Origin of the sequence: Joostella atrarenae (assembly GCF_021764745.1) — a bacterium.
In the GTDB taxonomy this organism is placed as follows: Bacteria; Bacteroidota; Bacteroidia; order Flavobacteriales; family Flavobacteriaceae; genus Galbibacter; species Galbibacter atrarenae.
Window position 1 is genome coordinate 156,371 of record NZ_JAETXX010000002.1, and the last position, 20,637, is coordinate 177,007.

Annotated in this window: 18 protein-coding genes; 12 read left to right on the forward strand and 6 right to left on the reverse strand. The window is 34.4% G+C overall.

Features of this window, described 5'->3' with window-relative positions; all coding sequences use genetic code 11:
- The first annotated feature begins 61 nt into the window (after positions 1-61).
- Entirely contained in the window at positions 62-1,663 is a 1,602-nt protein-coding gene (locus JM658_RS05330; RefSeq protein ID WP_236958209.1) for an NADP-dependent glyceraldehyde-3-phosphate dehydrogenase, read from the forward strand.
- A 230-nt stretch (positions 1,664-1,893) separates the two neighbouring features.
- On the opposite strand, the gene JM658_RS05335 is transcribed toward JM658_RS05330, so the two are convergent.
- Entirely contained in the window at positions 1,894-2,133 is a 240-nt protein-coding gene (locus JM658_RS05335; protein ID WP_236958210.1) for a putative signal transducing protein, read from the reverse strand.
- Positions 2,134-2,459: 326 nt separating this feature from the next.
- Between JM658_RS05335 and JM658_RS05340 the strand changes: the two genes are divergently transcribed.
- Entirely contained in the window at positions 2,460-3,014 is a 555-nt protein-coding gene (locus JM658_RS05340; RefSeq protein ID WP_236958211.1) for a fasciclin domain-containing protein, read from the forward strand.
- An 82-nt stretch (positions 3,015-3,096) separates the two neighbouring features.
- Here JM658_RS05340 and JM658_RS05345 read toward each other — a convergent pair whose 3' ends face one another.
- Positions 3,097-3,729: an NAD(P)H-dependent oxidoreductase gene (locus tag JM658_RS05345; RefSeq protein WP_236958212.1), complete on the reverse strand. Its 633-nt coding sequence runs from the start codon at positions 3,727-3,729 to the stop codon at positions 3,097-3,099.
- A gap of 245 nt (positions 3,730-3,974) precedes the next feature.
- Here JM658_RS05345 and JM658_RS05350 point away from each other — a divergent pair, with 245 nt between their 5' ends.
- The 4 genes from JM658_RS05350 to JM658_RS05365 all read left to right on the forward strand — a co-directional run bounded on the left by JM658_RS05350 (position 3,975) and on the right by JM658_RS05365 (position 9,306).
- Positions 3,975-4,391, forward strand: coding sequence for a Fur family transcriptional regulator (locus tag JM658_RS05350; protein ID WP_317207854.1), 417 nt, complete (start codon positions 3,975-3,977; stop codon positions 4,389-4,391).
- A 58-nt stretch (positions 4,392-4,449) separates the two neighbouring features.
- Complete coding sequence (locus tag JM658_RS05355; RefSeq protein ID WP_236958213.1) at positions 4,450-6,432, forward strand: heavy metal translocating P-type ATPase; 1,983 nt, start codon at positions 4,450-4,452, stop codon at positions 6,430-6,432.
- Between the two features lie 122 nt (positions 6,433-6,554).
- The gene (locus tag JM658_RS05360; RefSeq protein ID WP_236958214.1) at positions 6,555-7,013 is read left to right on the forward strand and encodes a (2Fe-2S)-binding protein; all 459 of its coding nucleotides are present in this window, start codon (positions 6,555-6,557) and stop codon (positions 7,011-7,013) included.
- 34 nt (positions 7,014-7,047) lie between these two features.
- Positions 7,048-9,306, forward strand: a complete 2,259-nt coding sequence (locus JM658_RS05365) for a xanthine dehydrogenase family protein molybdopterin-binding subunit (RefSeq protein WP_236958215.1) — start codon at positions 7,048-7,050, stop codon at positions 9,304-9,306.
- A 69-nt stretch (positions 9,307-9,375) separates the two neighbouring features.
- On the opposite strand, the gene JM658_RS05370 is transcribed toward JM658_RS05365, so the two are convergent.
- Positions 9,376-10,218 carry a DUF1853 family protein gene (locus JM658_RS05370; RefSeq protein ID WP_236958216.1) on the reverse strand — a complete coding sequence of 281 codons (843 nt, stop codon included), beginning with the start codon at positions 10,216-10,218 and terminating at the stop codon, positions 9,376-9,378.
- Positions 10,219-10,334: 116 nt separating this feature from the next.
- Here JM658_RS05370 and JM658_RS05375 point away from each other — a divergent pair, with 116 nt between their 5' ends.
- The 3 genes from JM658_RS05375 (at position 10,335) to JM658_RS05385 (ending at position 14,076) form a co-directional block, all read left to right on the forward strand.
- Entirely contained in the window at positions 10,335-11,540 is a 1,206-nt protein-coding gene (locus JM658_RS05375; protein WP_236958217.1) for a multidrug effflux MFS transporter, read from the forward strand.
- Positions 11,541-11,700: 160 nt separating this feature from the next.
- The gene (locus JM658_RS05380) at positions 11,701-12,981 is read left to right on the forward strand and encodes a PQQ-dependent sugar dehydrogenase (RefSeq protein WP_236958218.1); all 1,281 of its coding nucleotides are present in this window, start codon (positions 11,701-11,703) and stop codon (positions 12,979-12,981) included.
- An 87-nt stretch (positions 12,982-13,068) separates the two neighbouring features.
- Positions 13,069-14,076, forward strand: a complete 1,008-nt coding sequence (locus tag JM658_RS05385; protein WP_236958219.1) for a hypothetical protein — start codon at positions 13,069-13,071, stop codon at positions 14,074-14,076.
- A gap of 66 nt (positions 14,077-14,142) precedes the next feature.
- Here the strand turns inward: JM658_RS05385 and JM658_RS05390 are convergent, their stop codons facing one another.
- Complete coding sequence (locus tag JM658_RS05390; RefSeq protein ID WP_236958220.1) at positions 14,143-14,976, reverse strand: OmpA/MotB family protein; 834 nt, start codon at positions 14,974-14,976, stop codon at positions 14,143-14,145.
- A 346-nt stretch (positions 14,977-15,322) separates the two neighbouring features.
- Here JM658_RS05390 and JM658_RS05395 point away from each other — a divergent pair, with 346 nt between their 5' ends.
- The 3 genes from JM658_RS05395 (at position 15,323) to JM658_RS05405 (ending at position 18,959) form a co-directional block, all read left to right on the forward strand.
- The gene (locus JM658_RS05395) at positions 15,323-16,594 is read left to right on the forward strand and encodes an MFS transporter (protein WP_236958221.1); all 1,272 of its coding nucleotides are present in this window, start codon (positions 15,323-15,325) and stop codon (positions 16,592-16,594) included.
- 170 nt (positions 16,595-16,764) lie between these two features.
- Positions 16,765-17,772, forward strand: a complete 1,008-nt coding sequence (locus JM658_RS05400) for a VPGUxxT family thioredoxin-like (seleno)protein, type 2 (protein WP_236958222.1) — start codon at positions 16,765-16,767, stop codon at positions 17,770-17,772.
- Positions 17,773-17,954: 182 nt separating this feature from the next.
- Entirely contained in the window at positions 17,955-18,959 is a 1,005-nt protein-coding gene (locus JM658_RS05405) for a bestrophin family protein (protein ID WP_236958223.1), read from the forward strand.
- Positions 18,960-18,964: 5 nt separating this feature from the next.
- Here the strand turns inward: JM658_RS05405 and JM658_RS05410 are convergent, their stop codons facing one another.
- Positions 18,965-19,537: a pseudouridine synthase gene (locus JM658_RS05410; protein ID WP_236958224.1), complete on the reverse strand. Its 573-nt coding sequence runs from the start codon at positions 19,535-19,537 to the stop codon at positions 18,965-18,967.
- Positions 19,538-20,135: 598 nt separating this feature from the next.
- Positions 20,136-20,600 (reverse strand): hypothetical protein, encoded by a 465-nt coding sequence (locus tag JM658_RS05415; protein WP_236958225.1) that lies wholly within the window; start codon positions 20,598-20,600, stop codon positions 20,136-20,138.
- Between the last annotated feature and the right edge of the window lie 37 nt (positions 20,601-20,637).

Here is a 20,637-nt window from a genome sequence, read left to right on the forward strand (position 1 = left end):
ACTTTACTATTTAGTGTATAAAAATATAAAGCAGTATTTCCTGCTAAAAAAGATACAAACTATGGAAACTAAGACTAAAAATTTTCAAGAAATACCAGAAAAATATCAAATAAAAGAGCTTGTTCATCAAAACAAGTTTTTGGTTGGGGGACAACTAAAACCGTGGACAGGAAAAACTACGGAGGTATATTCTACAATTTCATCTACAGAAGATTATAAACCTACACTTTTAGGAACGATTCCATATATGACAGAGCCAGAGGCTAACGAAGCTTTAGACGCTGCTGGAGTTGCTTTTGATAAAGGTAAAGGTTTGTGGCCTACAATGAAAGTTGGAGACCGTGTTGCTTGTATGGAGAAATTTGTAAAGCAAATGGAAACCAAGCGTGATGAAGTTGTAAAACTCATTATGTGGGAGATTGGGAAAACACTTCCTGATTCTGAAAAAGAATTTGATAGAACTGTAGAGTATATCTATGACACTATCGAAGATTTTAAGCAACTGGATCGTGATTCTGCGAACTTTAAAAAGCGTGATGGTATTTATGCTCATATCCGCAGAGGACCATTAGGAATTGTTCTTTGCTTGGGGCCATATAACTATCCGCTGAATGAAACTTTCGCACTTTTAATTCCCGCTTTAATTATGGGGAATACGGCTATTTTTAAGCCTGCAAAACACGGTGTTTTATTGATTACTCCTTTATTAGAAGCTTTTAAAAATAGTTTTCCAAAAGGAGTTGTTAATATTGTTTACGGTAGAGGTAGAGAAGTAGCTGCACCGATTATGAAATCTGGGAGAGTAGATGTTTTAGCTCTTATTGGAAATAGTAAATCTGCAGTAGCACTTCAAGATCAACATCCACATAAAAACAGACTTCGTTTGGTTTTAGGATTGGAAGCAAAAAATCCAGCGATAGTTTTGCGAGATGCAGACTTAGATTTGGCTATCAATGAGTGTATTGCAGGAACATTGTCATTTAATGGTCAGCGTTGTACTGCTCTAAAGCTTGTTTATGTTCATGAAGATGTTATTGAAGAATTCAATAAGCGTTTTTCTAAGCGTGTAGACGAATTAAAGTTTGGAAATCCATGGGAAGATGGTGTAAAATTAACGCCATTACCAGAGGAAGATAAACCTAGTTATATCCAAGAGCTTATCGATGATGCGAAAGCAAATGGAGCTAATATTATAAATGCTAAAGGAGGAGAAGTTACAGATAATTATATCTTCCCTGCGGTTTTATATCCTGTAAATAAAGAGATGCGCGTGTTTAAAGAGGAGCAATTTGGACCTGTTATTCCAATCGTTCCTTTTAAAGATATTGAAGAACCTTTAAATGACGTTGCGAATTCTAATTACGGACAACAAGTAAGTCTGTTTGGAGCAGATATTAGAACGCTAGCGCCGCTAATAGATACTTTGGTAAATCTTGTTTGTAGAGTTAATTTGAATAGCTCTTGCCAGCGTGGACCAGATGTGTACCCATTCACGGGTCGTAAAGATTCTGCTGTTGGGACATTAAGTGTGCACGATGCTCTGCGTTCTTTCTCTATTAGAACTTTTGTAGCTTCTAAAGATAATGAGTATAACAATCGTATTTTAAATGATTTATTAGGAAGTAAAGCCTCTAACTTTATAAGCACTGACTATATTTTATAAACTTAAACCCTACGCCCAATAAAACGTTAAAGAAAGTAGGGTTTAAATTTCTGAAGAAGTATAAAACTATTCTAGGTTCCTTAAATTTTGAGCAAGAAGTAAATCGTTGAGTTTTAACAAAAACTAATTATATAAAGTTGAATGCTTTATAACCCAAGTGAAATTCATTGTATAAAAGAAACCCCAAAGATTTAATGTCTTTGGGGTTTCTTAAATTATAAAATAAGTCTTTATTCTTCTGAAAATTCTTTTTCTATTCCTGCTAAAATTTCTAGTGCTTTTTCATGCTCATCTTTGTGCACAAATAATTGCACCTGATTGATAACAGAAGGACCAAAACCAGCTAATCGAGCTGACTCTGTTTCATTTTTAATCACAGGACTTATAGCGACTTCTTCAAGTCTGCTTTGTAATAACCCTGCTTGAATACTACTTCCAGTAAATATTCTTATGTAATCTTTATTTTCCATAACATAAAGTTAAGCAATAAAATGCATACTTTTTCATATAGTATGGTTAAAATTCATGGTGTAATTCTGGTATCGTGATAGTTTGATTTAAATAAATAATTCTTTTCTATTGATGTTTTTTCGATTCCAATACGTGCTATTTTCCCCATAATTCATTTTTTTTGGCATTCTGAATTATAAACTGCTATTAGATCATATAGTCCAATTAATTTGATACTAGTAGTTTATAACAATATTTGAAATCTTTTTTCACATTAATACAATTAAAATAAAACCCTACCAGATAAACTTGCGTAAGTGATTGTATAAAACAAAAAATAGTCACTATGAAAAGTAACAGTATTAAAAACGGAATCTTAATAGCGGTTTTTGCATTAACTTCTATGAATGCTTCGGCACAAGACACAAAAATGGTTGGAGGTGCAGAAATGTATCCAACAAAAAACATTGTAGAGAATGCGGTAAACTCCAAAGACCACACGACGCTTGTAGCTGCTGTAAAAGCTGCAGGTTTGGTAGAAACTTTGCAATCGGAAGGTCCATTTACAGTATTTGCACCAGTAAATAAAGCTTTCGAAGCGTTACCAGAAGGAACGGTAGAAACATTACTAAAACCTGAAAATAAAGAACAATTACAGGCAGTTTTAACGTATCATGTAGTAGCAGGTAAAATGGATGCTGAGGCATTGATGGAAGCTGTAAAAAAAGGAATGGGGAAAGCTAAACTTAAAACTGTAAATGGAGAAGAGTTAGTGGTAATGCAAAAAGGAAAAAAACTTTGGATAATGGATGCTAAAGGAAATAAAGCTAAAGTAACTATTGCAGATGTTTATCAATCTAATGGTGTTATTCATGTTATAGACACTGTTTTGTTACCTTAATTTGGGAATTAATTGCTAGAGAAAAGAAAGCGCCCTTCTGTTAAAGAGGGGCGCTTTCATTTATATTAAATTAGAGAGTGCTTTAATCTATTACAGTAACTAAATCTTCAGTACTTTTTCTAACCTTAACTAAGTTTACCAACCAGTCTTTTTCAGTTTCACGGTAACCCAATGGTAATAAAACTGCACTTCTAAGGCCTTTTTCTCTTAATCCTAAAATCTCGTCAACAGCAGTAGGATCAAACCCTTCTAAAGGAGTTGCATCTACGCCCTCAAAAGCTGCTGCAGCAATAGATTGTGAAAATGCAATATAAGCTTGTTTAGCGGCGTGATTGAAGTTTTCTTCAGCATCTTTCTGAGGATAAGAACTTAATAACATCTGTCTGTAGTTCTCCCAACCTTCATTTTTAAATCCTCTAATTTCATTGGTAAGATCAAACATTTTATTAATTCTTTCTTCAGTATAAGTGTCCCAAGCAGCAAAAACCAATAAGTGTGAGCAATCAGTAATAACCGACTGGTTCCAAGCTACAGGCTTGATTTTTTCTTTTATCTCTTGATTTGTAATTACAAAAATTTCAAACGGTTGTAACCCACTTGATGTTGGAGCTAAGCGTGCAGCTTCAATAATTCGATCGATTTTATCTTGATCAACCTTTTTACCATTCATTGCTTTTGCAGCATATCTCCACTTTAATTTATCTAATAATTCCATGTTCTTTATTTTATATATAAACTTTCATTTTGAAATCTGGTTATTTACATTAAATGCTTTACATATTTATATAAGAATGATTCTTTACAAATAACAACTAATTTCAGCCTACAAAGTTATATTATAAAATGAATGTTCATTCTCTATTATGAATCTTTAACATGAATATAATATAGCTTAATGCTAGGGCAATTATCACTTATTTTTTAACTTTATCATATTCAAATTAATTTACAAACAAAGTTGTGAAGAGTAGTACAGCGCATTTAGAAGATCATAAGATAAGACCAACAGCAATGCGAATTCTAATTTTAGACTTTCTTAAGGATAATACCTATGCGGTTAGTTTAAAAGATATTGAAGATAATTTTGAAAAATCAGAAAGAACAACTTTATATAGAACATTAAAAACATTTGAAGATAGTGGTTTAGTGCATCAAATAAACGATGGCTCTACCATTCCTAAATATGCGCTTTGCGTACACGAAAATCACTTAGAAAAGCATACAGATTTGCATTTACACTTTTACTGTACTAAATGCGAGAATACAATGTGTTTAACAGAACATAAAATCCCACAAATAGCGCTTCCAAAGGGGTATATACCAGATGATGTAAATATGATTGTTAGAGGAATATGCGATGGCTGTAATCAAGAATAATGCACATACTGTGCATTAGGTATTGTTTTATATTTGGGTAGTATAAAAAGCAATATTGATGAGTAAGCATGAACATAAAAATTCTTCAGAGGGATGTAACCATGAGCATAACCATGGTATCTTCGGAAGAAACACAGAATTATATTTTTCTATTTTAAGTGGGATCTTTTTAATCATTCCTTTTATAATCAGTAAAATGGTTTCTTGGGATGGGTATATATATTTTTACATGATAGCCTATTTCTTCGGTGGCTATTTTACTTTAAAAGAAGCTATAGAAAAAATTGCTAAAAAGCAGTTTGAAATAGATTTCCTAATGATTGTTGCCGCTTTAGGAGCTGCATACATTGGGAGTTGGGCAGAGGGAGCTTTATTATTATTTTTATTCAGTTTGGGGCATTCTTTAGAGCATTATGCTATGAATAAAGCTAAAAAATCTATTGAAGCTTTGGGAGAATTATCTCCAAAAACAGCACTTTTAAAAGAAGGAAACACTACTAAAGAAGTTTCTATAGAAGCACTTAAACTGAATGACATAATTGTCGTAAAACCAAATAGTAAAGTGGCAGCAGATGGTGTTATTATCAAAGGAAATAGCAGTGTTAATCAGGCTTTTATTACTGGAGAGAGTATTCCTGTGGATAAAACAGCTATCGTCGATAATAGTCAGGAGTTAGATTTTAATACTTTGGATAATCATCATTTGGTATATACGGGATCTTTAAATGGGAATAATGTTTTAGAAGTTCAAGTTTTAAAGTTAAGTGAAGATTCTTCTATCTCTCGTTTGATAAAAATGGTTAGTGAAGTAGAAACCCAGAAATCACCAACACAACGCTTAACTAAGAAATTCGAAAAGTGGTTTGTCCCTGCAGTAATTATTTTGGTAATAGCATTGTGCTTTGCATATTTAGTAATCGATGAGACTTTTAAAGAAAGTTTATACCGTGCTATTACGGTATTAATTGCAGCAAGTCCATGTGCATTAGCTATATCTACACCAAGTGCTGTGCTTAGCGGTGTTGCAAGAGCAGCAAGAAGCGGAGTGTTGATTAAAGGAGGAAGGGCTTTGGAAGATTTAGGCAGCCTAGATACCATAGCTTTTGATAAAACAGGAACTCTTACAGAAGGGAAACCTAAACTTACAAACATTATCTCTTATAATGGTTTTGATGAAGAAGCTCTCAAACAATTGGTTTTAGATGTTGAGAACTTAAGTAATCATCCGTTGGCAAAAGCAATTTCAAAAGATATTATTTCTAAATATGACTTAGAGGTTAGTAACAGCGCTTCAGAGATTGAGGTCATTCAAGGAAAAGGAATCCAAGCATTATATACTTCAAAGAAAGTTTTTATAGGAAATGAAGCGTTGATGAGCGATCAAGGAATTATTCTTTCTGAAGAGGTTAAAACTGAAATGTACGATTTATTGGCTAGTGGACACACGGTAATGATAGTAGCTTTAGATAACGAGCTCATAGGATTAATTAGTGTGATGGATATTCCAAGAGAGACAGCAAAAGGCACTTTAGAAAAACTTCAAGAAATAGGGATAAAAAATATGATAATGCTTACCGGGGACCACCAAAATGTTGGCGATGCAATAGCAAAGCAAATAGGACTTACGGAAGCTAAAGGAGGATTGTTACCAGAAGAAAAGGTAAAAGCAATTCAAGAACTAAAAAAGGGAAATATAAAAATCGCCATGGTTGGAGATGGTGTTAACGATGCTCCTGCAATGGCAAATAGTACTGTTGGAATTGCAATGGGCGCAGCTGGAAGCGATGTTGCTCTGGAGACTGCAGATGTAGCCTTAATGTCAGATAAAATTGAAATGCTTCCTTTTGTAATAGCATTAAGTCGCGAGTCTAAACGTATTATTAAGCAAAATTTATTTATCAGTTTAGGGATGGTAGCTATATTAATTCCAGCTACATTATTCAGCTTTGCTAACATCGGTATAGCAGTGGCTATGCATGAAGGATCTACTTTAGTTGTAGTTTTAAATGCTTTAAGATTATTAGGGTTTAAACTTAAATAGGACTTACTATTTATCTATAATTAATGCCCATTTTAAGCTCATTACAACGAAATAGACGTTAATGTTTGATTTTCATACTTTATATATAATAGATTTTTATTAAATTAATCAAAAAAGAAAGTATGCCTAATTACAAACTTAATATTAATGGAAAATCGCATAGTATAGATGTAGATGCTACTACGCCTATGTTATGGGTTTTAAGAGATCATCTTCGTTTTGTTGGAACCAAATTTGGTTGCGGGATTGCTCAATGTGGCGCTTGTACTATCCATATTGAAGGGGTCGCTGTTCGTTCTTGTCAGCTTCCAGTTTCTGCAGTTGGAGAGCAAAAAGTAACAACAATAGAAGGATTGTCGGAAAAAGGAGATCATCCAGTTCAAAAAGCATGGTTAAAACATGATGTGCCGCAATGTGGTTATTGTCAAGCAGGGCAAATTATGTCTGCGGCTTCTTTGTTGAATAACAATCCTAACCCTACAGACGATGATATAGACGATGCCATGAATGGTAATATTTGCCGTTGTGGTACTTATACTCGGATAAAAGCTGCTATTAAAACAGCTGCTACAGAGTTGTAAAAGCCTCTATTAATTAATCTCTAAAACAAAACTTGTGACTCTTATAAAAACATCATACGGTAGAAGATCATTTTTAAAAACCTCTGCATTAGCAGGAGGTGGTATCGTTATTGGCTTTAGTTGGCTTGCGTCCTGTAATCCATCTCCTGAGCAAGTAGCAGATTTACCAAGAGAATGGTTTGAAATAAATGGATATCTTAAAATTGGCGATAATGGTATGGTTACTATTATGTCTCCTAATCCAGAAATTGGGCAGAATGTAAAAACTTCTATGCCAATGGTTGTTGCTGAAGAATTAGATGTAGCTTGGAAAAATGTTATCGTAGAACAGGCTCCTTTAAACACCACAATATTTACACGTCAATTGGCTGGTGGAAGTCAGTCTATTCGCCAAGCATGGGACGGTCTCAGAATGGCTGGAGCAACAGCTAGACATATGTTAAAAGCTGCTGCAGCGCAGAAATGGGAAGTTCCTATTGAAGAAATTACTACGGAAGAAGGAATCATATATCATAAAAAAAGCGATCAATCCATAGGATATGGAGAAGTAGCTTCATTGGCTGCTACATTGGAAACTCCAGAGGAAGTAGCGCTTAAAGAACTTGATGATTTTAAAATAATAGGAAAGCAAACTAGAAATGTAGATGGAGAGAATATTGTAACAGGAAAACCATTGTTTGGAATTGATCAATATTCCGATGATATGCTGATTGCAATGATTGTTCATCCTCCTGCTTTCGGGATGAAATTAAAATCTTTTGATGCTGCGGAAGTGAAGAAAATGCCTGGAATTAAAGATGTTTTCAGTATAAATACCTATGAAAAGGGTTATCTGAAAAGTATGTTTGATGCTGATGCTTTTCCTGAACTTGTTGTATTGGTAGGTAATTCTACTTGGGAAGTTATGAATGCTAAGAAAGCATTAAAAGTAAATTGGGAATCTTTTGAAGGTTATGACGAGGAATACACCAATTTTTCTGGAGATGGTAGTTTTAAACAATCAATTCCTGCAGGTGGGGAAAATACATCTTCTCACCTCGAAGAAATGAATAAACTTTCTGGAAAGCTTTCTAAGGAAGTCAGAAAAGATGGAAATCCCGCTGAGGCTTTTAAAAATGCAGATACAATCATAGAGCGTAGTTATACAGCTCCATTTTTAGCGCATAATACAATGGAGCCGATGAATTTCTTTGCAAATGTTACTGCAGAGAAAGCCATGTTAAGTGGACCTATTCAAACTCCAGAATTTATGGAGAAATCTGTTTCTGCTAGAATCGGATTGCCATTGGATAAAATAGAATTAGATATGACCCGTCAGGGTGGTGGCTTTGGAAGACGACTCTATGGACATTTTGTTGTGGAGGCTGCTGTAATTTCACAAAAAATGAAAGCTCCCATAAAATTAGTTTATACGCGCGAAGACGATATGACTTTTGGAAATTATCGTCCTGCATACCATGCTACGTATAGAGCAGCTTTGGATAAAGACAAAAATTTAATAGGCTTTCATGTGAGAGCGGGAGGAATTCCAGAAAGTCCTCTATTTGCAAATAGATTCCCAGCTGGTGCAATAGATAATTACTTAGCTGAGTCTTGGGAATTAAAATCTAATATTTCAATTGGGGCATTTCGTGCACCTCGATCAAACTTTATTGCTGGAGCAGAACAGTCTTTTTTAGATGAACTTGCAGAGAGCATGGGGAAAGATCCTATCGCATTCCGTTTGGAGCTTTTAGAAAAAGCAACTAATAATCCAGTTGGAGAAAATAACGATTACGATCCTAAGCGTTATGCTGGCGTCTTAGAATTGGTGCGAGATAAATCTAATTGGTCACCTAAGGATGATAGTAACGTATTCCGTGGTTTTTCTGCTTATTTCTGTCATAATTCTTATGTAGCTAATGTTTTAGAGATGGTTATGGAAGAAGAAACTCCTGTTGTTCAAAAAGTATATTGTGCTGTAGATTGCGGAATTGTAGTTAATCCAATCGCAGCAACAAATATGGTAGAAGGGGGAACTGTAGATGGAATTGGACAAGCAATGTACGGGGGATTAACATTTAAAGATGGTAAACCTCAGCAAACAAACTTCGATCGCTACAGAATGATTCGTCATAGAGAAGCACCAAAAAGTATAGACGTTCACTTTGTGCAAAATAAAGAACATCCAACTGGTTTAGGAGAGCCACCTTTCCCACCAATAATGGGTGCTCTAGCAAATGCTTTATATAAAGCTACTGGGCAAAGACATTACAATCAGCCATATATTACTCAAAAGGAAATTGTTGGCTAATAGCTTATAAATAAACAATAAAATCGTCATTAGGAATAATGGCGATTTTTGTTTTTAAGAACTTTATGATTACCACCAAACAACAAAAAATTTCTTTGTTAATCCATTCGGGAATTTGATCCAACAAAGGGGAGACATTTTCTGTTCGGTTAGTATATTTATTTGCTCAGAAAACTGTTTATAAACCATCCAATCAACTTGTAAATGTACTTCTGATAACCAGTTCTTTTTCGATGGAATATAAAACTTGCAATCGTGAAACTGATTAATGTCAGAAACGTTCACATAGAATCCCTTTAAACAGTCTTTATTTAAGTTTTCGAATCCAATGGTTTCTTTATAGGGTGTGAATAACTGTGCTTTAAATAAAACAGCTTGCGATATTTCTTCAGACTTAAGATGGAGCTTATCTAAGATTGGCTCTGTGTATTCATTATAAAGTAAAGGAAGTTGTTTTTCTTTTAGTTTGGATAATTTTTTAATAAGGGTGTCATTTCTATTAGGACCAATCCAATGTTCAATCTCTGTAGTTCCGACATTTTCATCATATAGATAGAACTTATATACAACTTCTAAATGAATAGGCTTGTTTTCATGCAATAATATGCAATCAATCTCTCCAATAGTATGCTTCCCATTTTGAACTTGATAATTTTCGAGTAATGTTTTAATATCATTATTTTGCGATAATTCGCTGCTAACAAAGAACTCTACAAGTTTTCCTAAGCGAAGGTTCTTTGGAGTTTCACGATTAAAAACAGTTATTGCTTGTTTAGGAGTTTTAAATTGATGGAGCCCAAAAACAGGAACATTCTCCCATAAAGCTGGCGTTTGTAAATAGCCTTCGTATTGCTGTTGGATATGTTTTGATTTTATGTCCATTACTGCTAAAATACAGTATTTAGATTTCATTATTAGAGTTCTTCTTTTTAAGCTTTATAAATTCCTTAACTACATTTCTTCTCAATAAGTTTTTTAAGACTAATATATCGTAGTAATTTTGCATCCTTAAATTTCTAAAGAAACAGATGAATAAAAAGAATGAAACGCTACTGATCCTAATTCTAGGGTTAATAACGGCCATTGGTCCATTATCTATAGATATGTATTTACCAGCCTTTGCAGATATAGCGAAAAGCCTAAATACCGATGTAGCAAAAGTATCTTTATCGTTATCTAGTTTTTTTGCTGGACTCGCAATAGGTCAGTTAATGTATGGACCATTATTAGAGCGTTTTGGGAGAAGAACACCTATTTTTATTGGTTTAATAATTTATATGATAGCTTCCATTGGTTGTGCTTATGTAGATACTATTTTTGGACTGATACTTTTAAGATTTTTTCAAGCAATAGGCTCTTGTGCAGGATTAGTAGGAGGGAGAGCTATAGTAAGAGACTTATATAAAACAAAAGAGGTAGCGCGTAAATTTTCAATGCTGATGATGGTAGTTGCGGTATCTCCAGTTATTGCACCTACGTTGGGTTCTTTTATCACGACTTCTTTTAATTGGCAGTTTATATTTATTACCCTTGCAGGATTTGCACTGGTGCTATTGGGTGTTGCCGCTGTGTTTTTACCAGAATCGGCTGCTCCTAATAAGAGCTTTTCATTAAAACCAAAAACTGTAGTTAGAAATTATATCAATATTCTTAAAGACCGTCAGTTTTTAATCTTTTCTTTTGGTGGAGCTATTGCTTATGCTGGGTTGTATGCTTATTTAAGTGGTTCTCCACATTTGTATTTAGAAATTTTCAATTTAAATGAAGCTCAATACGGAACCGTGTTTGCAATAATTGCAGCTGGGTTATTTTCTGCAAGTCAGATAAACAATATAATATTAAAGAAGCATTCAGAAATGAAAATCATCTACATTGCATTAATTGCCCAATGTGTTGTTGCTACTTTGTGGGCTTTGGTAACTTATTTTGAGCTCTCAAACCTTTATATCACTACATTTTTAATCTTTAGCTATTTATTCTGTTTAGGTTTTATCTTTCCTAATGCTTCTGCATTATCATTAGAAAGATTAGGGCACACAGCAGGAAATGCTTCCGCATTAATGGGAGCTATTCAGATGCTAATGGGGTCTGTAGCCTCCAGTATGGTCGGAATTTTTCAGAATGAAACTGTTTTTCCTATGATTATTGTGATGCTTTTTTCTGCTCTTATAGCAAGTACTATTCTATTGAGAAAGAAGAATCATATTATTGCAGCCAAACTGAAGTTTAGTTAATTACATTATTTAATAGCTATACTTTTCTAATTCATAGCCATTTATAGTATTAGAAAAAGTCAGCTTTGTATTGTTAAATTAATGCTAATTTAGGCGGAATCTTTTCATCATCTAGAATAAAATGTATCTTAGAATGATAACCCATTTAACTTAAAAGTCTATGAAAAAAATAATTTATTTACTAGCCATACCAATTGTACTAGCTAGTTGTAAGGATCAAAATACGGATACTGCTGAGGCTACTCCAGATGAAGTAGCTAAAGATACAACCACTGTTGTAGAAACTGCTATTGGTAGTCTTGAGTTGCCAGCTCCTTTTTCTACAAAATCTGTAGCTAAATCCAGTACTGTAATCGATTGGCCTGAAGGTAAAACTCCTGAAGCATTGTCTGGTTTTACAGTTACAAGATATGCAGATGATTTAAAACATCCACGTTGGACATACATTGCGGATAATGGAGATGTTTTTGTTTCTGAAGCAAATACAGGTAAAGATACAGCAAATAGAATTACTTTATTAAGAGATACTAATGGTGATGAAGAAGTGGATGAACGTCATGTTTATTTAGAAGGATTGCACCAAAACTTAGGAATTTTAGTTGTAAACGACTATTTCTATGTAGCAAATACTGACGGACTTTATAGATATCCGTATGATGAAGGTGCAGATAAAATCACATCAGAAGGGGAGAAGATAGTAGATCTTCCTGCGGGTGGATATAATAACCATTGGACCAGAAATATAATTACGAATAAAGAAAAGAATAAAATATATATTTCTGTTGGTTCTGCAAGTAATGTAGGGGAACATGGAATGGAAGAAGAAGAAAGACGTGCGGCTATTTTAGAAGTTAATTTAGACGGTACTGGAGAAAAAATTTATGCTACAGGAATTAGAAATCCTGTTGGAATGGATTGGAATCCTGCTAACGGAGAACTTTGGACAGCTGTTAATGAGCGTGATGGACTGGGAGATAATTTAGTGCCAGATTATATTACAAGCGTTAAAAGAGGAGGTTTTTATGGTTGGCCATTTAGCTATTATGGAGCTATTAACGATCCTCGTTGGGAAGAAGATCCACATCAAGAAATGGTAGATAAAACAATTATCCCAGATGTGCCAGTAGGAAGTCATACCGCTTCTTTAGGTCTTACTTTTTATACTGCAGATCAGTTTCCTGCTAAATATAAAAATGGTGCTTTTGTTGGGCAACACGGTTCATGGAATAGAGCTAAATTTGCTGGATATAAAGTAATTTTTGTTCCTTTTAGTGACGGAAAACCACAGCAACCGGAAGACTTCTTAGGTGGTTTTATTGCTAGTGATGAGAACTCAGAAGTATACGGGCGTCCTGTGGATGTTACCGTAACTCCCAAAGGATCTTTATTGGTAAATGATGATGATTCTGGAATTATCTGGAAGGTTTCTGCCGATAAATAATAATACATTTGTACTTTTAAAAGAGGTTTTCAAAAGAGTAGTATTTACTGTTTTGAATGCCTCTTTTTATATTTTAATAAGTTAGTTATGAAAAAGATTGTTGTACTTTTTGCGTTCTTAATCACTACGTTTTCTTTGGTTGCGCAGATGCATCAAAAGGCTTCCGATTTTAAAGAGTATTATCCAATTGCAGAGAGACCGTATGTAATGGGGGGAGTGGGAAACAACCCTTATGAAACCATGCTTTTTGATGCCAAACCTGTTGTGTATTATAGTATATATAATGATATCAGACGTTCGTTGAGTGCAGATACAATTACTCCTGGTTATGCGATATATGCTTCTTTCCAGCCTCAATTGAGAATGTATAATGAAACTTCAAAGCCTATAAAAACACCTTCTTATAAGATATTATTTGGATGGCAACCAATTATTAAAACTGCTGAAAATAACTTCCTAACATTAGCTATTGAAAGTGGTCATTACTCAAATGGGCAGTCTAAAAGTGCCTTTAGTGAAGAGTTTGATGATGAGTCTGAAGAAAGTAAAGAGATTTACGCTACCATTACAGACGACACCGATTTGGCAGCAATGCTGAACAGAACCAGTGGAAATTACTCTACAAACCTAACTAGGCTTTCCTTTAATTACCGCATTAATGATCTTGATTTGGATGATTTCCCTCACCGAATTCACTCCTTTACTTTTACTTATCAGTTATATCACAATCGCTTTTTTGGATTGTTTGATTTTGGAGGTTATAATGATGAAGATATCGACTTATATGGGAGGCATCAGTTAGAGTTTAAATATGAGTATTCAGGGTATATAAATAATAAGATTAGGTATGTAGTGGGGCAAGATTTATACCTTCATTTAGGGGCGCATCCTTCTACAGATCCTTACCGAGTGCAAACTAGAGCTATGATATTTCCTTGGGATACAGATTTAGGGTTTATAGCGCAGTTTTCTGCTGGTTTCGATGATTATAACTACCGTTTTGTAGATAGCTATGCACGGTTTTCTATCGGGGTAACTTGGGATTGGTTTACTCCTTTTGTTATCAAGCCTGTAAAAGCTAAAGCCAAGAAATAAAAAACGTCTTACCTTTTTAAGAGTAAGACGTTTTCAGCTTAAAGTGTGTGTTAATTTTAAACTGTATTATTCGTTAGAAGCCATCAATGCAAAGAATTTATTGATATTCGGTAGAATAACAATTCTCGTTCTTCTGTTTTTAGCTCTATTTTCTTTTGTATCATTAGAAACTAATGGTTCAAAGCTACTTCTTCCTGAAGCGATTAGTTTTTCTGGACTTACATCAAATTCATTCTGAAGTTTTCTAACCACAGATGTTGCTCTTAATACACTTAAATCCCAGTTATCTTGAACTCTCTCATTATGGATGCTTCTTGCATCTGTATGCCCTTCAACCATAACCTCAATACTAGGCTCAGAATTAATTACATCTGCAAGCTTTTGGAGAATATCATCAGCCTTGTTGCTTACTCTATAACTAGCAGTGTTAAATAAAAGCTTATCAGAAATAGAAATCATAACAACAGTTTCTTCAATATTAATAGCGATGTCTTCATCTTCATTTAAGCTGCTATTATTCATTGATTTTTGTAGGTTATAAGAAACCGCCAGATTCATAGAATCTTTCAATGTCTTAGCCTCACTAAGTTTAGAAGGATCTACATTTTGAAGTGTAGTACGCATTCCTCTTTTAGTTTCTTCAGAAATTACAGCCACATCACCAACAGTTACCAATTTACTGTCGTTCTCTTCTGTTAGGCTGTTTATCTTGCTATTGTATTCATCAACACGATTTTGTATTGCAGAAAACTTTGTCTCCAATTCTTCTTTTTCTACTTGTGTTTTTTGAAGCTGACTTTGGATTTCTCCTTTTTCATGCTCTAACTCCACATACTTTTTCTTCGATACACAAGAAGTTAATAAGGCAATTGTAAATAATGTTATTGCTGTTTTTTTCATCTGTTAATAAGTTTAAATTTTTTAATTCTTATTGAAAAACCCATTTAATTTTCTGTTTCTGAAACGTACTTTTAAAAGAGGCATTTCACGATTCGATTTTAAGTGGTTTTGTATTATCTACGGACGCATTTCTGAATTAGATCATATGTAAATGTTAAATTTTTGCATTTCGTCGTAAAAAAATAGCACATAATCGACTGAAATTGCCTTTGGAGGATTGGTTCTCAACTGGTTGTGACTTAATTATCATTGCCGATAAAACCGTTTAAAAATTTCAGAGATATCGTTACCTTTGATTATCCATTAACAAGAATTGGATATAAAACCAACTTCAAATAATCCTACTTTGAAAAAAAACGATCCGTACGCAGCTTTACGTTTTAGAGAGTTTAATATATTTCTAATTGTACGTTTTGCCATGGTTTTTGCATGGTCTATGCAATTTGTGGTAATAGAATGGGAAGTATATAGCATTACTAAAGATCCATTATCATTGGGAATAATTGGTTTAATGGAGGTAATTCCTGCCGTTTCTTTAGCGTTATTTGCTGGTCATATTGTAGATCAGAAGGAAAAGAGAGGACTCTTATTAAAATGTATTCTTGGGTTTTCGGTAATTAGCTTCGGACTCTTTCTCTTAACGTGGCCAAAAGTAGTGGGGGCATGGTCTACAGATATTGTATTGTACTGTATTTACTTTTTAGTTTTCCTTGGGGGGATTGTACGAGCTTTCCTCGGACCAACAATTTTTTCTTTATTCTCCTTAATTGTACCTAAAAAAATATATCCAAATGCAGCTACTTGGAGTAGTTCTGTTTGGCAAATGGGGGCTGTTTTAGGTCCTGCATTAGCGGGATTTAGTATTAATTGGATTGGCGTTCATTGGTCTATGTGTTTAATATTTGCCTTTTCTTTAATTGCTATCATTAATTTATTGCAAATCCCCAAGAAGCCTATTTTAAATCCTAATATCGGGGAGAATGTGTTTAAAAGTCTTCGTGAAGGTGTAAAATTTGTCTTCAATACTAAGATTATCTTAGGAGCTATTACTTTAGATATGATCGCTGTTCTTTTTGGGGGAGCAGTAGCCTTATTACCTGTTTTTGCTCAAGATATTTTGCATGTAGGTTCCCAAGGTTTTGGAGTATTAAGGGCAGCACCAGCTGTAGGTGCCTTAATAACGATGTTTACTTCGGCCTATTTTCCTCTTAATAAAAATGCGGGATTAAAACTACTTGGTGCTATCTTCGGATTTGGAGTTTGTATTATCATCTTCGGTTTATCAACGTGGTTCTGGGTTTCTGTATTGGCATTATTCTTTAGCGGAATGTTGGATGGAATCTCTATGATTATCCGTCAAACAATATTACAATTACGTACGCCAGACCATATGCGTGGGCGTGTAGCTTCTGTAAATTCTATGTTTGTAGGATCTTCTAACGAGCTTGGTGCTTTTGAAAGCGGATTAACAGCAAGACTTATGGGAACTGTTACTGCCGTTGTTTTTGGGGGTACCATGACAATAATTACTGTGGTTGCTACAGGAATTATATCTCCTGCTTTTAGAAAACTAGACCTTAGAAAAGATATTGAAGAGCATGAGCAAGATAATGCTTAGTAGCTAGTATGAACTTTAATAAAAAGGTGTCATTTTTAAATATTTCCTGGACCTAATTCAGAAGAAAATATACTTCCTCTTTGTTGCGTCTATATGTTTGCTATAATGTAAGTTATTAGTCTTATTTCCGACTATTATATTGAAAATATACTCACCTTTAAAATTGTACTATGAGAGATAAGAAACATAGTATTTTCAATAACTTAAATCGAAGATTATACAAGCATTTATTTTCTGTTTGTATACTCTTATTAGGAGGAAATATGATAGCGCAAACAAAAACCAATGTAAGTAATCAACCTGTAGAATTAGGAAAAGTAAGCTGGTTTCGAGATTATAACGAGGCCTTGCAAGAAAGTAAAAGCACCGGTAAACCTATCTTTATGCTTTTCCAAGAAGTGCCTGGTTGCAGCACTTGTGTAAATTATGGAAACCAAGTGTTGAGTTTCCCATTAATGGTAGAAGCTATAGAAAATAGTTTTGTGCCTTTGGCAATTTATAATAATAAAGGAGGTAAGGATAAGGAGATTCTAGAACGCTATAAGGAGCCGAGTTGGAACAATCCTGTGGTACATTTTATAAATAGTAGCGGAGATGATATTATTCCAAAGGTAGCCAATACCTATCATCCTATAAGCATCTATAACGCAATGCTTAATGCGTTGGAGACTACTCAGAAAGAGATTCCAGCTTATGTAAAAGTTTTGGGGTATGATTTGGTTCATAAATATGGTGTCACTAAAGAAGCCGTTTATACCATGTCTTGTTTCTGGACGGGGGAGTCTGTTTTGGGGCGTCATCCGGGGGTGTTGACTACAGATCCTGGGTGGATTGGTTCTTATGAAGTGGTAAAGGTTTTGTACAATCCAGAAATGGTAACCAAAGAAGAGTTAGATGGTTATGCTTCTAAAAGGCATATAAAAACATTTAGTAAATCTGATGCCTATAAAACAGATAGAGACTCTCAATATTATCTTAAAAACAGCTACTTTAGGTATATGCCATTAAGTATGGTGCAACGTACAAAGGTAAATGCTGCTATTGCAGATAATGAAGATCCTACCATTTATCTTAGTCCAAAGCAATTGGATCAGTATAATGAGCTTAAAAAATCTGGAGGTTTGCCTTCTGCTGAATTATATAGCTTGCCTTTTGAAACACTTTGGAATAGTAATTAGAAATAGCTCTTAAATATTGAATAGCCATCGGTATCTATAACAAAGGTGCTGATGGTTTTTTTATGTAATTAAGTCATATTTGATAGTATATTGTTTATATATTATAATTTTTAAACTGTATTTGTATTGATTAATCTTATAATTTATTAAGTTTACTTTTTTCAATTTTAAGACACATATCCATGCACACAGGAAAACAATATACAGCAAAAGAGTTTTTAGTTTGGACGCGAAGAGCCATATATTGGTTGTTTTTTATCGCCACCATTCCCACTGTTATTTATGCAGTATTCGATATTAAATGGATTGCACTCCCATGGGTTCCAATTGCTTTAATAGGTACTGCGGCTGCTTTTATTGTAGGGTTTAAGAATACGCAAACCTATAATCGACTATGGGAATCTCGGAAAATATGGGGCGCTATTGTTAATGATAGTCGCAGTTGGGGTATTATGGTGAAAGATTTTGTAAACGACCCCGCTTCAGCTTATAAAATAAATGACGATCATAAGCGACTGGTATACCGACATATTGCTTGGTTAACGGCACTTCGTTTTCAATTACGTACTCCAAAATCTTGGGAGAATATGGATGATGTTAATTCTAAGGAGTATAAAGAACACTATCCTGTGCCAGAGTGGGAGAGCAATTTGGAAGATGAATTAAAGCCTCTTTTAAGTGAAGAAGATTTAGCTTATGTTTTAAAGAAGAGTAACAGGGCAACGCAACTTTTAAGTTTACAATCGGCAGATTTAAGACGATTGAAAGCTAAAAATGAAATCGCAGATTACCCATATGTTAGTTTAGAAAGTTGTTTAAAAGATTTCTTTGCACACCAAGGAAAGGCAGAACGAATAAAGAATTTTCCGTATCCCAGTCAGTTCTCAAGCATCAACTTATTCTTTATACATATTTTTGTAACGTTATTACCTTTTGGACTATTGGCACCATTTGCTAACATAGGCACATATGGAGTTTGGTTTACCATACCATTTAGTGTAGTAGTAGGTTGGGTTTTTGTTTCTTTAGAACAAGTAGGGCAGCATACAGCAAATCCGTTTGAGGGTGGTCCTAATGATATCCCTATGGCAGCACTTAGTAGAACTATAGAAATAGATTTACGAGAAATGCTAGACGAAACAGATATTCCACCATCTTTAGCACCTATAAACCATGTATTAATGTAATAGGTTTAGATTTCTATATGTCTAACCTCACCAGGTTGCATACCATCTAAAGTAATTTCACCAATTCTAACTCTTACAAGTCTAAGGGTAGGAAAACCTACTGCGGAAGTCATTTTTCTTACTTGATGAAACTTTCCTTCCGTAAGGGTAATACTAACCCAGCTTGTAGGGCCATGGCGTGCATCTCTAATTTTCTTTTTACGCTCGGGGAGGTTAGGGGTGTCAATTTTTTTGGCAGTACAAGATTTGGTTTTATATTTTCCTCCATCCAAACCTATAGAAATTCCTTGCTGAATTTTATCAATAGCCTCTTCAGAAATATCACCATCAACCAAAGCATAGTATTCTTTTTCCATTCCACTTCTGTTAATGGTATCGCTAAGCTTTCCGTCGGTAGTCATCAGTAGTAATCCTTCAGATTTTTCATCCAATCTACCAATAGGCATAATTCCTTCAGGAAAATCATAAAGTTCTTTTAGAAATCTTTTCTTTCGAGCTTGCCGTTCGTCATTACTGTGTGTCTGACTGATAATGCCGTAAGGTTTGTAAAGTTTATAATGTATCTGCTCGGTCGCCATTGCTCATTCTTTAAAGTGCGAATATAACTATTCAGATTAAAAATAGAATTTGATATGGTGTCAGTTTCATAAAAACTTCTCTAAATATTCTTTTTACCCATTCAGATACGTCTTTCACGCCAACAGATACGTTATGGTACGTATCTGGATACGTCTTTCACGCCAACGGATACGTCATGGTACGTATCTGGATACGTCTTTCACGTCAACGGATACGTCATGGTACGTATCTGGATACGTCTTTCACGTCAACGGATACGTCATGGTACGTATCTGGATACGTCTTTCACGCCAACGGATACGTTATGGTACGTATCTGGACACGTCTTTCATGCCAACGGATACGTCATGGTACGTATCGAGATATGTTCTTAACCCCTATGGATAGGTACTTTACGTATAATTACCTATAAACAACCCCAACAGACACCTAGTAGCACCTATCTGGAGGGATATTTAACCTCTCCAAATGGATGTTTACTGTATAAAGAGCGTTGTTTCACCCCGCAGGACACGTATTAATTAGATTTAAGCGCATAAAAAAGCCTTGAAGCATAATTGCTTCAAGGCTTTAGTACTTATATTGAGGGAAGGTTTTCTATTTCTCGATCTCGCTTTTACTTTTTATGAAGAACTGTTTTAGCTCATCTACTTTTTTCGAGTATCCGCTAACTTTAGCATTCTTTTTGTACTGAGAATAGCTATAATCGATCAATGAATCTTGGTAATTATCAAAATCGTGAAGTGTTTTTGTACTTTCTAATTGATAAACAATGCTTTTAAGTGATTGGATTTGCTTTTCTAAAAATACCCGAGTTTGATAATCTTTCTTATACTCATTCCAATCTACCTCTGGAGCACTAAGCTCTGGATTTTCAGCGTGTATAGCATGAGTTTTATTAACAAACAACTTATTAATCTCGTTAATAGAGCCGTATTTTTTGCGCTCACTTTCATTCAATGCAGTTACTTTTCCGCTAATGAGTCGCTCAATATCTTTAATATTCTTGGTAATAGCTTGTTCCTCTTTTGGAGTGAACTTATTCGTAATTAAGTTTTTCATATAATATGATTTAGGATTAAAGCAGTAAGATAGAGTA

What these genes read in the sequence shown, in the direction of transcription:
- JM658_RS05330 (WP_236958209.1), top strand. Translation starts at nt 62, where the DNA reads ATGGAAACTAAGACTAAAAATTTTCAAGAAATACCAGAAAAATATCAA.
- JM658_RS05335 (WP_236958210.1), bottom strand. Translation starts at nt 2,133, where the DNA reads ATGGAAAATAAAGATTACATAAGAATATTTACTGGAAGTAGTATTCAA.
- JM658_RS05340 (WP_236958211.1), top strand. Translation starts at nt 2,460, where the DNA reads ATGAAAAGTAACAGTATTAAAAACGGAATCTTAATAGCGGTTTTTGCA.
- JM658_RS05345 (WP_236958212.1), bottom strand. Translation starts at nt 3,729, where the DNA reads ATGGAATTATTAGATAAATTAAAGTGGAGATATGCTGCAAAAGCAATG.
- JM658_RS05355 (WP_236958213.1), top strand. Translation starts at nt 4,450, where the DNA reads ATGAGTAAGCATGAACATAAAAATTCTTCAGAGGGATGTAACCATGAG.
- JM658_RS05360 (WP_236958214.1), top strand. Translation starts at nt 6,555, where the DNA reads ATGCCTAATTACAAACTTAATATTAATGGAAAATCGCATAGTATAGAT.
- JM658_RS05370 (WP_236958216.1), bottom strand. Translation starts at nt 10,218, where the DNA reads ATGAAATCTAAATACTGTATTTTAGCAGTAATGGACATAAAATCAAAA.
- JM658_RS05375 (WP_236958217.1), top strand. Translation starts at nt 10,335, where the DNA reads ATGAATAAAAAGAATGAAACGCTACTGATCCTAATTCTAGGGTTAATA.
- JM658_RS05380 (WP_236958218.1), top strand. Translation starts at nt 11,701, where the DNA reads ATGAAAAAAATAATTTATTTACTAGCCATACCAATTGTACTAGCTAGT.
- JM658_RS05385 (WP_236958219.1), top strand. Translation starts at nt 13,069, where the DNA reads ATGAAAAAGATTGTTGTACTTTTTGCGTTCTTAATCACTACGTTTTCT.
- JM658_RS05390 (WP_236958220.1), bottom strand. Translation starts at nt 14,976, where the DNA reads ATGAAAAAAACAGCAATAACATTATTTACAATTGCCTTATTAACTTCT.
- JM658_RS05400 (WP_236958222.1), top strand. Translation starts at nt 16,765, where the DNA reads ATGAGAGATAAGAAACATAGTATTTTCAATAACTTAAATCGAAGATTA.
- JM658_RS05405 (WP_236958223.1), top strand. Translation starts at nt 17,955, where the DNA reads ATGCACACAGGAAAACAATATACAGCAAAAGAGTTTTTAGTTTGGACG.
- JM658_RS05410 (WP_236958224.1), bottom strand. Translation starts at nt 19,537, where the DNA reads ATGGCGACCGAGCAGATACATTATAAACTTTACAAACCTTACGGCATT.
- JM658_RS05415 (WP_236958225.1), bottom strand. Translation starts at nt 20,600, where the DNA reads ATGAAAAACTTAATTACGAATAAGTTCACTCCAAAAGAGGAACAAGCT.